We start from the raw sequence: 15,986 nt of genomic DNA, 5'->3' as shown, positions 1-15,986 counted from the left end.
ATTAGTGCAGGGTTGGTTTTTTAATTGGATCAATTAGGAAATCAAGCATGATGGCTTCATTCAGAATATTACTGTTATTAAGATTCTCAATTGCGAGATTGTTTTCAAGTCGACTGAAGTCTGATACAAAATCTTTTGCTTTAGATTTATTTTCTAAAATATTTGATTTTATTCTTTCCCCAACACCATCATTCACCCAATTCTGTGTGACATCAAAGCCTCTCTTAAGACGGTTTTTAAGGATATATCCCGGTACGTCTTTTTTCATCATTTCACGTAATATCCATTTTCCGTAACCATTTTTAATTTTAAGTAAGTCAGGTAATGCTAAAGCAAATTCCAACAACCTATAATCCATAAAGGGTAGCCTGCTCTCAATAGAAAAATACATTGAGTTTCTATCTTCATATCTTAAAAGAGAAGGAATACTATATTTTTGAATATCTGAAATCTGTCTGTTTGATAAAGATGAATTTTCAAACAGATTTAAAGAAATTTCCGGTAAGCAATCCAGGAACGATGTATCTTTCCCTGTTGTCTTCAGATATCTGTTTTTCTCATTCCAGTATGTTTTTATTTGTTTTGCTTCAAATACCAACATCAGTGCTAATGAGTGAAAATATTGTAAGCCTGATAAAACTTCTTTATTTTCTATTGCCTTTCGCAATGCTACTATGAAAAACTTTCTGTATCCGGCAAAAATTTCATCACCTCCCTGACCGCCTAATAATACTTTAATGTTTCTTGCTTTTACCTGCTTGTATACTTCATGCTGTGCTATAATACTCAATCCCAGAAATGGAGATTCCTGTGCCTCCATGGTTTGGTCATAGATATTACCCATCTCTTGTTCCGTGTAAGAATGGTGAATATATTCAACATTAATATTTTTATCTTTTGCAAACTTATTAATAACGGGACCTTCTGATTTCGGGTGATCGGGAGCTCCATAGCTGAAAGCCATTAGATGATCTACTTCTTTTGAAGCGATTGCTGCTATAGAGGAAGAATCTACACCTCCACTCAAAGAAATCGCCAAAGGAACATCACTTCTCAAACGTATTTTAGTTGAATTTCCCAACAAGGCTTTTCCTTGGGAAATGAGTTCTTCCGAGCTTAATAACTCTAGTTCTTTTCTTTTTTTTGCAACCTGCTCTTCCAGGGAATACCAGATTTTAGTCTCTGTTTTCAGTTCTCCTTCCAGCTTACATTTCATTAATGATCCTGGTAAAAGATATTTTACATTTTTGAAAGGAGTCCTGTCTTCATATCCTTCAAAAAAACCGAATCTTATCCCACTGGAACAATATTCCAGATCTATATCCTGATTTGTTTGTTTAGCTACAGAGGCTATAGACGAAGAGAATAATAATTGACCATCGAAAAAAGTATAAATTAACGGCTTAACTCCAAATCGGTCTCTTACCAGATAGAACTCTCCTTTTATCTTATCAAATAGACCGAAAACGAACATTCCATTCAGCTTATTCAAACAAGCTTCCCCCCAGCATTCCCAAGCTCTTAAAAGAACTTCTGTATCTCCTTTTGTTCTGAAGACAAAACCATTGGATATTAATTCTTCTCTGATTTCCTGATAGTTATATATTTCACCATTATAAGTGAGACTATATCTTTCATCATCAGAAATCATAGGTTGATTAGATGCTACTGACAGGTCTATAATCGCCAGCCTTGAGTGGGCCAAAGTTACTGACCAATCAGCGTATTCTGCTTTTTCAACGCCATAGTAATCCGGTCCTCTTCTTCGTATATAATTATGTAAATCACTTCCTTCTTTAAAATCAAGATTTTGTGATCTTTTAAATTCTATTGCTCCTGTTATTCCGCACATATTAGTTTGATAAAACTTTTTGATAAAACGTTAATAATTTTTCAGCCTGGCTTTCCCATGAAAAATTTTCAAAGACTAATTTTCTTCCCACTTCACCCATTTGTTTCGCTTTTTGCTTATTAAGCATAAAGTAATCAATAGCATCAGCAATTTCTTTAGGTTTTTGAGGATCTACAAAAATACAACATTCACTCCCTTTCAATAAATTTCTCCAATATGGAAAATCTGAGGCTATAAAAGGAATTCCTGCAACCATGTATTCAAACATTTTTATAGGCAGACTCACTAAAAATGTTGGGATAGGGTGCAAAGTAACCACTCCTACTAAGGACCGGTTATAAATATTTTCTACTTCTTCAGAATTAACATATCCGAAATCATTGACAAGGTGGTAATCTTTATGTTCTTTTATCTCTTTTTCCAAAGTGAGAGAAGAATACATACCTGCCAGATTCAATCTGGCCTGTGATTTTGTGAGCTCCAATGAATTCATCAGATCTTTAATCCCTCTTGTATCATCAATAGATCCTACATAACATACTTCATCCTGTTTTTGATCCCAGGAAATTTGTTCCAGTTTCTTATCAGATAAGATAGGATAGTTATTGATATTTTCAGTTTGTTTGGCAAACTTTTTAAAATAATTTTCAATATGAGGTGTAGCACCAATCACTCCATCTATCTTTTTACAGGTATAGCGTTCAAAATTCTCATATAATGTGGAAATAATATTTGAAACAGGAGATTTTAAATAGGGTGAAACTAAAATCGTGTTTACTGTATCTTCGTGGGAATCAAAGATTACTTTTTTATTTAATTTTTTCAGTTTTCTTGCTATTAAAAGCAATTCAGGATCATGAAGATGAAAAACATCTGCGTTAAGTTCTTTAGCTTTATTAAAGATTTCACCTGTAGTTTGTGTAATTCTCTTCAATCTACCAGCTGGGACTCCTATATCTATAATTTCTACATTGTCCACCGTCTCATTGCCTTTACCATCAGCAACTACCAACGTCATCTTAACATCCTTAGATGCCAGACTTTTACACATCTTATGAAATATTCTAGAATCGTTTCTTGGATGAACACTTGTCAGATGGCAGATGTGAAATCGGTATTTTTTATTCATTAATTGATTTTTGGAAAGTTTTCAATTTTCCTGTTAAACATTGATTATGTTTTTATTTCTTAATTTCTTTGGTTCTCCGACTGAATCCGACAGGACTTTATACATAACTTGAAATTCAACAATGCTGCAACAAATCATTTCAGATTTACAATTTCCTGAAAGAAACCCTTATCATGAGTAATATAAGCGCTCTGTTCGGAATAATAAGGGACATTTTTTGCTATTCTTTCATACATAATGTTTACTTCATTGGTATTTAACATTTTCCACCATCCGACAAAAATATGTTCAAAATTTTGAGATGCCTGTATTCCTTTTTTTCCATCTTTAATATCACTTCGGAAACTACTGTTATTGCCATCTATATAATTATTGAAAGTGTAAACATTATTTTTGGAATCATAAAGTGCAATATTAGTGGTCAACTGATTTGAAAGTAATGTAGTTAGTTTTTCCAAATAGCTGTATTTTGGTTTATCATCTTGAAAATTAAGTTTCAACAGATGTAAATAAGCAGACATTCTTGAAAAATGAGAAGCATCCCAATTGACACTTTGGCTTTTCTCAAGGGCTACATCCTGAAAATCCGGATGATCACGCCAAATATTGGGCTGTAAGTACCATGCTTTATTATCTTTAATACTTACTTCTTTCTTCAATACCTGATAGAATCTATCTTTAATGGAAACTAAATCAGGAGTTATGGTTTGCTTTGCCTCTTTTTCAATCAGTAAAAGACTTACGCCTGTTCCCATAACGTAGAGCTCAAAATCAGTAATTGCTCTGTAATAGCTTAAATTACCATTAAAGTTCCCACTTAAGATATAATCTATCCTCTGTTTGACCCCATAAAATTTCTTTGATTCCGCATCCCAAATGTTTGCAGGATTTTTATTCCAATAATATAATACTTCACTTTTTATGAAATTATACATTTTGATGTTTTCGGCATTGTCTTTTATTCCATTTCTTCTTAAATATTCTGAAACAGTAAAGTAAAAGGTTCTTTTAGCCAAATCATCTGCCTGAGAATTCTTTTTTACAATAAGTAAAGTATTATAAGTAAACAATTTTCGCAGCTTATTGATTAACTCCTGATTTTGGGTATCGTAAGCATATTGTATAGGAATATACAAAAGTGCAGAACTATCATAAACAGAGCTGTACCACTTGGCCAGCTGAGTTTCTGAACTAAACACATCAGTATAAAAATCCAAGAGCTTAGAAATTTCTTTTACACTCAAGTTTTTGTCCGTAAATATTTGATCATCTGATGTAAATATTATCTTATTTTGTGTTTCTGGTGTACGCGCCAAACAGAAAGAATTACTATAAAACAAATAGGTAAGTAATAAAGTAACTTTAAAAATCAGGGTAGAGCTTTTCATTTACGAACAAAAATTTAAATTATTTTTCAGTATACAATTTCGGAATTCTATTCACGATTTTAATTACTCTTTCAAAATCGAGTCCTAAAGTATCCAGATACCATCTGATATTCTGATAACGGGGAGTATTTTCTATTCCCACGAGTTCTAAGGCTCTTTCTCTTGTTATTTGTCCTTCTCTGATCTGATTACTTCTGAACGTGTCATGCTCTGTAAAACCAGCTACAGTATAATATACATAATTATAAAAAGCTGCTGTACCATCACCAATTCTCCAGGTAGTGGTAGTATCAATTGCTTTCTCCCAATTATAATCATTTAAAAGAGTATTATCTACCTGCTCCTCATCCCATCTCCAATAATCAAAAATGTGATAGTAATCCTGTTTTTCTGTGAAGCTGCGATAGTATTCACCAGACAACGTATCCCAAAGTGAACTATTAAAATATCCAGGACTCTCCATCATCGCTCTGAATCTTTTGGAATGGTATCTCAGCTGTTTCATAGCACCATGACTGTATACTCTTTTTTCTTCAAAATCAGGTTCAATATCTAAAAATCCTGTTTTAAAGTGAGTTACTTCTAATGGATTTACTCCCCACAGATTAAGATTGATTCCTGTTTGCTTTTTAATATCTTCTACATGTCTGAAAAAGTGTTTATCTCCAGCGGTTAGCATTGCCATCATTCCTAAATGGGGTGATTTCAGCCATGCTTCCAGATTCATTCTGATATTCTTTCTTTTGAGTGAGATGTCTGCAGCAACAATAATGTTTTCTACGCCAAGATCTGCACACATACGGCTGATATTTCTTCGGCCAAGATCCGTTACCATTCCCCAATCATAGGTATAGGTAACAGGTTTCATTTCCAGCTCTTTTACAATAAGGTGCAGTCCATAACAGCTGTCTCTACCTCCTGAAAAGGGAACAATACAATCCAGTTCTTTTCCTTTTCTTCTGTAGGGCTCAACCAGCTTAAACAATTCTTCTTTCGGTTTAGGATTATTTCTTGGTTTGTAGCTTTTACAATAATTACAGACCCCAGCTTCATCGAATTTTATAAAAGGCATGGTCTCAGGAAGAATACATTTGGTGCATCTCTTGATGTCAAGTTTTTTATATTCAAGTAGATTTTCTTCAATAGTATTAAATTTAAACTCAGGGATTAAGTCTTCTACTCTGCTTTTTTCATCTATAACCGTAAGGTTTTCTTTTGAGACAGGAATATCCAGAATCAAGGATTCTTCTTTTATCTGGGTAATGTTTTCGCATCCTATAATTTTAAGTCCATAGCTTTCTGATGCAAAATAAGTTTTATCCTCATTGTATCCTACGTATAAACTGCCATTATTAGAGAATAAAAGGAGTTTTCCTTTTTCAGGCAGAGCAAGAGCACAGGCAATAACTCCCTGGCATAAAGAAAATATCTTTTTAGGGAGATCTTCTATTTTATTGTCATTATTATTAAGAAATTCTTCTGCTATAGCAACTATAGCTTCAGAATCAATTTTTAATTGTCTGCTTACTGATAACTTACTCCAGACTTCGTCTTCGTTAACTATAATACCATTATGTATCGCACATATATTACCTCTGATCACGGGTTGATTATCTCCCAGTCCGTTGGTAATTAATCTGCTATGTCCTAAAACAATATTGTTATTATAGGGTTTTACCTTATTCAGTAATTTTTCAATGCTGTAATCAGCTCTGTTTACTTTATATTGGTTATTTTGATAATAAATCAAACCACTGGAATCTACTCCTCTTTGTTCGGAATGTTTTACCAGGGTTTGAAACTTCTGTTTATTAATACTGGTGTTCGATATGACACCAAAAATTCCACACATTTGTTTTTTTTTTAATTAAATAATATTTATAGGAACTTATATAAGTATAATCATGTTTTATAAAATTAATATTATACATTATCTAAAGTATTTTAAGTTTTTAATTAGCTATTCCAACTTTGTATCTCTTCTCGGATATAAAAAACATAATCCATATAATACTGCATCTCCAGGAATCAAAAGAGTTACTTTTATTGTCTTCCAGATAAAATAACAAAACAATAATAAATAAAATCAGCATATCCTTATTGTTTTTGGAAATAGAATAATTTCTAAGAAAGAATAATATATATGCAGATAAGTATAATAACCCTCCTAGTATTCCCAATTCCATCATTGCCTCAACAAACAAATTGTGTGGATAGTTACTCACATCTACACCCTCCAGTATAATTCCTGAACTTCCAATTCCTAATCCAGAAAAAGGATGATCTAATATTGATTCCAACCCAATCTCAAGAAAATTCCCCCTTATGGATAAACTTGCATCTTCATTATAAGATTTAAATATGTTAAATCGTTCAAAGTCTACATTTTGAAATGCAAAAGTATAAATATTCTCTCCAAAAATAAGTATGGTAAAAAATAATGCTCCTATTGCAAACCCTGTTTTATAATTTATTTTATAATTTTTAAGATTCAAAGTAAAGAAAACAATTAAGGATAGTACCAGATTAATGATAGGTCCCCTTCCTCCAAGTTGAAACAGTAAAAATAATATTGATAATCTGTAAATTGCAACATACCATGTTAATTTACTTTCCAGAGAAAAAATAAAACATGCACACAGCATAATTCCAATAACTAAATATGTAGGAACTTTATCCACTAATAATTCAGAATCATGGAATATGATAAACATATTATTAAAATACAGATAAAACAATCCTACAATCATTAATCCACCAATAAGATACATCAATAATTTCAATTCAGAAAAAATTGATTTTTTAAATACAACAATCGGATAAACGACCGTAAACATATTTAAAATAATAGCAAGGGTTTTAGATTGAGCGTACTCAGTAGATATTGAATACAGATTTGAAACAATAAAAATCAGGCTGAATACAGTAATTAAAGTGATAATTGGACGGTCTTGTTTTTTGAGCGGAACAATTTCACGTATTTCAATAAGTATTAATGCTGTACAAACCAAAAGAGATAATAACGTCAAGTCTATTGGAATGGGTAACCACTTCAGAGATCCTGAGAAAACAAAAATAAAATAAATAAATACTTTAAAAAATACAAATTTGTCGGTAAATAAAGACATATTTCTCAATTAGAATTGGTTTTTATCAAAATTAAGGCAGTTTTTCATTTATTACAATCAATCATGCTATGTTGGATGAAATCTTTTTTTGTTATTATTGTAAGTTTCTATTTTTCATATTATATTGTGAAATAAATCTTAAATACACCATCTTATACCACTTTCGATCTCTGAAAACTCTATCATTATGCCAAAGTATGATGAAGTCCCCTTCAACTCTTTTTGTTATTTTAAAAAGATTTTCCAATACCTCAAAAGCTTTATCCATAGAATATTTTTGGTAATGCGTCAACGTAGCATCCATAGCAATTAGAGGGATCTCAAGAATGTTGTAAGGTTGGTCTTTTTCAAAATTGTATGGGTGAAATTGGTGTGCTGTACCACATTTAAATCCTTCATGGTCTGCAAATCCCATAGTATAATCGACCTTTATACCACATTTCTCAAGATTTTCAAAAGTTATTCTACGGTCAAATCTAAGATAATGCTGCCTTGCCAATATAATATCTCTTTCTGATGTATTTCTAAGCCTCTCTATTTCATCGTTCATAACAGCAATATCCCTGAACGTATTAAAGCCGGGATGAATACCCAGCAGCATATCTGCATCTGTAATTTTGGACATCAAATTCAAGACATTTTGGTTTATAGCCTGACCCTTATCAAATTGAGACGGCTTCGCGGTCATAAAGAAAAAAACCGATTTTAAACCGTATTTTTTTGAATCTTTATACAATTGCTCTATTCCTTTAAGGTACTGATCTTCTTTTTTAAAAACAATAGTTTTTAACATGTTCAGTATTGAACTGCATAATTGTAAAGGTCTTCTTTCTCTAATAGCTTCTCCAGCCAAAGTCTTAATCGATGTAAAAAAACCGTCAAATCTATAAAGGTTATCTATATCATGAGTAGGAACAAGTATTGTTGACCTTACTAACGGGGTAAAATTTTGCACTTCATTTTTAAGAATTTTCCTGATCAGAAATGCATATTCATCAACAACGGGTATATTAATCAGATTATATTTATAGACTAAGCTGTCCTTGTATCTGAATCTGTCAAATTCATCTCGCGCTTCTGAGGTCAATTCATCATAGCATGATAATAAAACAAAAGATAAAGTAATAATATCATAATTGATTTGAATATATTCATTACTATATTCATACAGTTCACTTACATTTTCATAAATAACCGGAATATTATAATGATTATCATACGAAGCTATCTGCTCCATATGAGCTTTGCCGCCAATCAAATTAACTAACTTTTCCTGCGAACATAGCTTAAATTTAATTTTTATTCCTTCAACCTGGATAGTTACATAATCTTCAGATAAAGATTCTAAAGTTGGAGAAACCGCATAACCAAATGCAATTTTCAGTAAAAACTTAATTGTATATAATATTGCATTTTCTGTTCGAAATTTATTTAACATTACTTTCATGACAACAAAAAAATCAAGATTTATTAAATAGTAAAGAAAGTAATAAATATCTAAATAAAATTACTCCTACATAAATCCATATAAAGAAATCTATTGTAGAGCTCTTTCCTAAAAAAAATGAAACAAACAAAACCAAAGTTGTAATTATCTCCCAAACGAGGAAAATTTTATTCTTCCTTTTAACCAATACACCACTTGAATAATGAGAAAAAGACGATGAAATAACAGTCGTAAAAATTATTATTTTACTCATATCAAATGCTTTTCTCCATTTATTAATATCAAAAAATAAAGAGAAAAAATATTCACCAAAAATTAAATATACTATAGCAAATAATAAGGAAACTAAAAATAATAATCCAACATAAGTATTCATTTTCTTATTAAGCTTAGCTTTATTGGTTTCTGACAAGTCTTTGTATATTAATCCATTTAAACTTTCAGATATTAAACTTAATGGTTTATTCACAATTTTAGAAGCCATGAAATAATTTCCCAAAATAGCTTCTCCAAAATAATGCTTTATAAAGAAACTAGGTAACTCTGCATTAAAAGTATTGATAAAATAAGCTGGCATTTGATGTAATGGAAACGACTTATATTTTATTATAATGTTATAAAACTCTCTGTATACAAAATTTCTTCTTTGTATTTTGAGATAAAACAATATAAATATAGTAGCCAAAAAGTTGGGTATCACATAAGATAATATCAAAACCCAATATGACAATTTTATATAATAACCAGAAAGTATGATGATAACTGCAAACATAGAGCTTAGTATCATTGATTTACTGACAATATTCAACAAGCCTTTTTTAATAAGAATATCTTTTGATGCACTATATAAAGATTGACTAAATGCAACCAACGGTACAATTAAAAAATAGGAATCTATATCAAAAAATAACATTGAAATAAGTATAACGAAAAAGGAAATTAATGAGATGGTTATACTTAAAAAAATGGAAACAGCATATAGCATGCTATATTCTTCGCTCTTTGCTGGTAACATAATTGCTTTGTTGTAGGACAAAGTATAAAAGTACGCTAATGGGGCTGAAATTGACAAAATAAAGGAAAGTACTCCAATTTCGTAATCAGAATAAATTCTTCCGGTTAATGGAACTGCAATCAGTAATATTAATTGAGATAATATATTGCTACCTAAAAAAGATATTATTTTTCTTTTCATAAATTTAAATAATCTTCTTTAGTTCTCTTAAAAAGAGTTTTATATACAATATATATAAACAATTTAAAATTTTTGTTCACATACGCTTTTTTAAGTTGTGATAAAAAAATATCTGATACTGAACTTTTTTTAAGAAATAAGGGGGCAATTTCGCCATTCGTTAATGCTTCATGAAATTTCAAATCTTTTTTTTCATATCCCACCACTACATTTAAAAGAGTTTGAGGAATATGAGAATCAGAGCTCCAGATTACGGGTTTTTTATATTTTAGAGACAACAGATAAGACTTGTAGTTATTAATGACTGATGATCTGGCGTTAAATACTTCTATCACATCAACAGCTTGTGCCAGTTCTTCTATTTGGGTGTGCCCGTCATATGGATGAGGTAAAATCAAGATGGCATTTTGTTCTTTTGCACTTTTATAAAACTCCTGCCATGTCATGTCTGTAATTTCATTCTTTACATTTAATACTATAACGTCTCCCCGATCAGTTTTATATTCCGCAGCAGTAGGAATCTCTACATTCAGATTTTGTTCTTTTATTTTTCTTTGAAGTTCCAAACTCCCTTTTATGGTCTCATGATCAGTTAAAACAACAAAATCAAGTTTTTTATCTCTTATTGTTTTCACTATTTTTTCAATCGTATTTATTCCATCATAGGAATAGGTACTGTGAAAATGAAAAATTCCCTTTTTCATTTTATTTACTTTGAGAAAATTTTCTTTATGGTCCATATTAATTTGATTGAATCAACGAAAAAGTTTTCAAACAAGTTCGTATAAGAGTCCTTATAAAAATATTCTTTTATTTTATGCAGTTTTCCTGTTTTAAGTAAAACCAAAAGATCTCCGTCTAAAACCCAGAAGAACTTTTTTTCAACTTCATATTTTTTCTCAGTTTGTTCTTCCACATTATTTGAATAAGCTTCAATCAAGGTTTTGCCAAAATTGAGTCCTACTGCATAAGATAAATCTAATGAACCCCAAAATTTGGGATTTAACTCTATTAAATAATATTGCTGTTTCGTCTCATCATATTTATACTCAATCATTAATGGACCGGACCAATTTAAATATTCTATAATTTGTTTAGATATATTAAACATTTTTTCACAAAAAATAGACTTGGCAGCTGTACTAGATCCCCCAGTAATTGGTATTTCTCTAATACGCTGGTGCATGTAATAGCTAATGATTTTACCTTCTTTAGCAATACAAAAAAAGCCTCTGCCTACTCCTGATACCTGCTCCTGCATTAATAGTTTTACTCCCCTTGACAAGTATTTTTCTATTTTTTCAAATTCGGATTCAGAACCTAATTTTACATATAACGGATCAAATTTGGCTAAGCTTTCATTGCTTGATTTAACAACACAATTCTTATCTCTACTGTATAGCCTTAATTCCTCCAGATTTGAAAATAATTTACATTCAGGGTAATTTACATCGCTAAGAGAGTTCAAAATTAGCATTTTATCTTTATTTAATGCTATTTCAAGACTCTCTTTTGTAGGTATTAAACATAATTCTCTATATTTTTCAGAGCATATCTTTACAGCTTCACTCCCTACAGGAATTATAAATTCGGGATTAATCTGTTTGACTGATTCTTCCAAATCCCCAACAATATAATCTTTACAATAACCCAATCTTTTAGCAAAAAAAACAGATTCTTTATCCATAGCAAAAACTTGATGCCTATTTTCTCTATGTAATTCCCGCTGTAGCGCTATAGAGTTTTTATAATTTGCTTCCGTTATCAAAATTCTCATATCTGTTTTTCATTATTCAGGGTTGAACAAAATTCAAGGATTTGACAGTATAGTTCTTTCTTTTTTCATTCTGAAATTCATCATTATGCCAAAGTAATGAGAATTTCCTACTTTTTATCATATATTCTCTCAATAATATCCACCACTTTAAGCCCTTCCAGAGCATTCGTAGTAATAGTATTTCTCCCTTTCAATACATCAACAACATTTTCAATAATGTAATGGTGATTGGCAGCAGATCCTTTATAAGCACCATAATCATTTCCAGGATTTGTTGGAGCTAATTCCGGCATTACATAGTCTTTTATATTACAGACTTCTACTTTGTCCATATACTGCCCACCGATTTTCACAGCTCCATGTTCTGCAATGATTGTCATTGAACTTTCAAGGTTTTGATTCCAAACAGAAGTAGAATAATTTAAGGAACCCATTCCTCCGTCTACAAAATCAAAGCTGACGAAACCTGAATCTTCAAAATCAGTAAGCGTTTCATGATTAAAATCTGCAAATTTCGCCTGAATATTGGTAATATCTCCGAATAACCAATACATGATATCTATAAAGTGAGAAAACTGCGTGAATAAAGTTCCGCCATCCAGCTCTTTCTTTCCGTGCCATGATTCCGGTTTGTAATATCGGTCATCACGATTCCAGTAGCAATTAAGCTGAACCATAAATATTTTTCCCAGTTTTCCGCTCTCTACCATTTCTTTTACCCAGGCAGAAGGTGGCGAGTATCTGTTTTGCATCACTGCAAAAACTTGTTTATGTTTATGCAACGCCTGAAAAATAAGTTTTTCAGCATGCTGTTTCTTCAGCGCCATTGGTTTTTCTACCACAACATGCTTTCCTGCATCTATCACTTTATAAGACTGTTCAAAATGGAATCCGTTTGGAGAAGCGATATTAATAACATCCACTTCGATTCCGGAAGTCAAAAACTCATCTAGTGAAGCAAAAAAAGGAACTTTATAATTTTCAATGCCCAGTGCAGATTTATCTTTAACATCAATTAATCCGACTAATTCACACTCTTCATTTCTTGAAATCATTTCGGCGTGTCTTTTTCCGATATGCCCGCAGCCTACTACTGCAAATTTTATTTTTTCACTCATTTGTATGTTTTTAAATTTTAGAAACCTTATTATTTTCTAATTTGTATTTTTCTCCACTTTCTTCACAAACGGCAATATTTTCTGCATCAAATTGAAGTCTCTGCCCAAATTCGCTCATCCATCCCATCTGTCTGGCAGGGTTTCCTACTACCAATGCATAATCCGGTACTTCTTTTGTAACCACAGCTCCTGCTCCAATAAAAGCAAACTGACCTATATTATGGCCACAGACAATAGTTGCATTGGCTCCTATAGACGCTCCTTTCCCAACATGGGTCTTCAGGTATTCATTTTTTCTGTTTACAGCACTCCTGGGGTTTATTACGTTGGTAAAAACCATTGAAGGCCCTAAAAAGACATCATCATCACAGGTTACTCCTTCATAGATAGAAACATTATTCTGAACTTTCACATTCTGTCCTAAAACTACTTGAGGGGAAATGACAACATTTTGACCAATATTACATTTTTCGCCCAAAATGCAACCTGTCATAAGATGTGAAAAGTGCCAAATTTTGGTTCCTTTTCCTATTTGACATCCTTCGTCAATAACCGCCGTTTCGTGTGCAAAAAAATCTGACATATCTGCTTTATATTAATTAAAATAATTCTTAATTTCTGTAACAATAACATCCAATACTTCCTGATCAAATTCTGTATGTACAGGAAGGGAAATCACTTCGGTGCAAAGTTGCTCCGTAACAGGAAGACTAAAACCTTCTTCTACATATTGAAGAAAGGCTTCTTGTTTGTAAAGGGGTAAGGGGTAATATATCATACTTGGAATATTCTTTTCTGCCAAGTATTTTTGTAGTTCATCTCTTTTCCCATTTTTCACTCTAAGAGTATACTGATGGAATACATGGGTAGAGTTTTCAGCTCTTTTGGGTGTCTGAATTTCGGCAATACCTGCAAGATTCTCATCATAATAATCAGCCATTCTGTTTCTGGCGGCTGAGTATTCGTCCAAATGTTTTAGCTTAACTTTTAAAACGGCTGCCTGAAGTGTATCCAACCTGGAATTACAACCTAAAACTTTGTGGTAATATTTCTTTTCCTGACCATGGTTGGCTATCATTCTGATTTTTGAAGCCAGGTTGTCATCATTCGTCATTAAGGCACCTCCATCACCATAGCATCCAAGATTTTTTGACGGAAAAAATGAGGTACATCCGATATGGCCGATAGTCCCTGTTTTTTTTACAGTGCCATCAGAAAATGTATAGTCAGACCCAATTGCCTGAGCATTATCTTCTATTACAAAAAGATTGTGTGTTTTTGCAAATTCAAGAATCTTCTCCATATTGGCACTTTGCCCATATAAATGAACCGGAACAATGGCTTTGGTATTGGGTGTCAGATATTTTTGTAAATCTTCCAGCTCAATATCAAAAGTATCTTCGTTTACATCTACCATTACCGGTTTTAGTCCTAAAAGACCAACAACTTCAGCAGTAGCTACATAGGTGAAAGCCGGGCAGATGATTTCGTCACCAGGCTGCAGATCAAGCGCCATCATGGCAATTTGAAGAGCATCTGTTCCATTAGCACAGGGAATAACATGTTTTACCCCCAAATATTTTTCAAAATTCTGTTGAAATTCTTTTACAGCAGGACCGTTAATAAATGCTGTATTGTCTATACATTCCTGAATACCAGCATCTACGTCTTCTTTTATTTTCAGGTATTGACCTTTAAGGTCAACCATTTGAATTTTCATATCTTTAGTTTTTTGAGTGCACGTAGAAGTGCATATTTTAATTCACGATAAGCTCACTGATCTTATTACCTATAGAAAGGCAGGAAGTGGCTGCCGGAGAGGGTGCATTTCTAACGTGAATGATATTTCCGTTTTTCACGATATCAAAATCATCAATTAATCCTCCATTTCTGTCGCAAGCCTGAGCTCTTACCCCTGAACCTCCTGCTACAAGATCACTTTCCTGTATTTCCGGTAAAAGTTTTTGCAGGGCTTTTGTAAACGCGGATTTGGAAAGTGAACGATGCATTTCTCCCATTCCTGTTTTTCCATATTTTGCTACAATTTTCCTAAACCCCGGCCATAGCATAGTCTGCATTGTTTCGGTGAAATTGAAATCGAAAAAATGATATCCTTCCTTTTTGAAAGCCAGCACAGCATTAGGGCCAGCTTCGATATTACCATCAATCATTCTGGTAAAGTGCACTCCAAGGAATGGAAAACTAGGGTCAGGAACCGGGTAAATAAGATGTTTTACCAAATATTTTTTTTCATCCTTAATTTTATAATATTCTCCTCTAAACGGAATAATGACCACATCGTTTTTTTCGTTGGTCATTTTGGTGATCTTATCAGAATAGAGTCCTGCACAGGAAATCAGCTTTTTGGTTTTGAATTCGGAAATATTGGTGTTTACAATAATTTCAGATCCTTTATCAATGATGTTTTTTACTTCATTATTAAATCTTACTTCTCCTCCTAATTCTTCAAAAAGTTCTTTTATTTTTTTTGCTATTCCCGGATAGTCAATAATTCCGGTCTGTGGAACTTTGATTGCTTTTACGCCTTCACAATGGGGTTCAATTTCTCGGAATTCTTCTCTTGAAAGGTATTTTAAATCCTGCAGGCCGTTTTCAACTCCTCTTTTATAAATATTATCCAAGAGGGGTAATTCTTCCTGCGAAGTAGCTACGATTATTTTGCCGCAAAGGTCATATCTTATTCCGTATTTCTCGGCAAAATTAATTACCGAGTTATACCCTTCAATACAGTTTTTTGCTTTAAGGCTACCGGGTTTATAATAAATTCCACTATGAATTACTCCACTGTTGTGTCCCGATTGGTGCAATGCCACATCATTTTCTTTTTCCAAAATTAAAATTTTAGAATCAGGATTTTTCAGCTTAGTCTGATAGGCTGTAGCCAATCCTACCAAACCTGCACCAATGATTATAATATCATAATTCATGATC

13 protein-coding genes are annotated in these 15,986 nt (G+C 32.3%); all 13 read right to left on the bottom strand.

Going from position 1 to position 15,986, the window contains the following annotated elements:
• Position 1: 1 nt before the first annotated feature.
• A complete protein-coding gene (gene asnB, locus ACPF63_RS02500) occupies positions 2 to 1,852 on the bottom strand; it encodes an asparagine synthase (glutamine-hydrolyzing) (protein WP_426481868.1) in 1,851 nt (616 codons plus the stop codon).
• Position 1,853: 1 nt separating this feature from the next.
• On the bottom strand, positions 1,854 to 2,981 hold the full coding sequence (locus ACPF63_RS02495) for a glycosyltransferase family 4 protein (RefSeq protein ID WP_077419233.1): 1,128 nt from the start codon (positions 2,979 to 2,981) through the stop codon (positions 1,854 to 1,856).
• 134 nt (positions 2,982 to 3,115) lie between these two features.
• Positions 3,116 to 4,225: a hypothetical protein gene (locus ACPF63_RS02490; RefSeq protein WP_426481867.1), complete on the bottom strand. Its 1,110-nt coding sequence runs from the start codon at positions 4,223 to 4,225 to the stop codon at positions 3,116 to 3,118.
• Between the two features lie 163 nt (positions 4,226 to 4,388).
• Positions 4,389 to 6,221: a hypothetical protein gene (locus ACPF63_RS02485; protein WP_426481866.1), complete on the bottom strand. Its 1,833-nt coding sequence runs from the start codon at positions 6,219 to 6,221 to the stop codon at positions 4,389 to 4,391.
• A 100-nt stretch (positions 6,222 to 6,321) separates the two neighbouring features.
• Entirely contained in the window at positions 6,322 to 7,497 is a 1,176-nt protein-coding gene (locus tag ACPF63_RS02480) for an O-antigen ligase family protein (protein WP_426481865.1), read from the bottom strand.
• Between the two features lie 94 nt (positions 7,498 to 7,591).
• Entirely contained in the window at positions 7,592 to 8,944 is a 1,353-nt protein-coding gene (locus ACPF63_RS02475) for a polysaccharide deacetylase family protein (RefSeq protein WP_426481864.1), read from the bottom strand.
• A gap of 13 nt (positions 8,945 to 8,957) precedes the next feature.
• Complete coding sequence (locus ACPF63_RS02470) at positions 8,958 to 10,139, bottom strand: lipopolysaccharide biosynthesis protein (RefSeq protein ID WP_426481863.1); 1,182 nt, start codon at positions 10,137 to 10,139, stop codon at positions 8,958 to 8,960.
• Positions 10,136 to 10,879: a PHP domain-containing protein gene (locus tag ACPF63_RS02465; protein ID WP_426481862.1), complete on the bottom strand. Its 744-nt coding sequence runs from the start codon at positions 10,877 to 10,879 to the stop codon at positions 10,136 to 10,138. Before ACPF63_RS02465 ends, ACPF63_RS02470 begins: the two co-directional genes overlap by 4 nt.
• On the bottom strand, positions 10,849 to 11,916 hold the full coding sequence (locus ACPF63_RS02460; protein ID WP_426481861.1) for an ATP-grasp domain-containing protein: 1,068 nt from the start codon (positions 11,914 to 11,916) through the stop codon (positions 10,849 to 10,851). Before ACPF63_RS02460 ends, ACPF63_RS02465 begins: the two co-directional genes overlap by 31 nt.
• 107 nt (positions 11,917 to 12,023) lie before the next feature.
• Positions 12,024 to 13,034, bottom strand: a complete 1,011-nt coding sequence (locus ACPF63_RS02455) for a Gfo/Idh/MocA family protein (RefSeq protein WP_426481860.1) — start codon at positions 13,032 to 13,034, stop codon at positions 12,024 to 12,026.
• Between the two features lie 10 nt (positions 13,035 to 13,044).
• Entirely contained in the window at positions 13,045 to 13,617 is a 573-nt protein-coding gene (locus ACPF63_RS02450) for an acyltransferase (RefSeq protein ID WP_077419227.1), read from the bottom strand.
• Positions 13,618 to 13,629: 12 nt separating this feature from the next.
• Positions 13,630 to 14,754 (bottom strand): DegT/DnrJ/EryC1/StrS family aminotransferase, encoded by a 1,125-nt coding sequence (locus ACPF63_RS02445; RefSeq protein WP_426481859.1) that lies wholly within the window; start codon positions 14,752 to 14,754, stop codon positions 13,630 to 13,632.
• A 37-nt stretch (positions 14,755 to 14,791) separates the two neighbouring features.
• A complete protein-coding gene (gene lhgO, locus ACPF63_RS02440) occupies positions 14,792 to 15,982 on the bottom strand; it encodes an L-2-hydroxyglutarate oxidase (protein WP_077419225.1) in 1,191 nt (396 codons plus the stop codon).
• Positions 15,983 to 15,986 lie beyond the last annotated feature (4 nt).

The organism is Chryseobacterium sp. R2ACT005 (assembly GCF_049949215.1).
Taxonomy (GTDB): domain Bacteria; phylum Bacteroidota; class Bacteroidia; order Flavobacteriales; family Weeksellaceae; genus Chryseobacterium.
The sequence above is the reverse complement of the archived record's forward strand: the minus strand, read 5'-3'. Positions and strand labels throughout refer to the sequence as shown.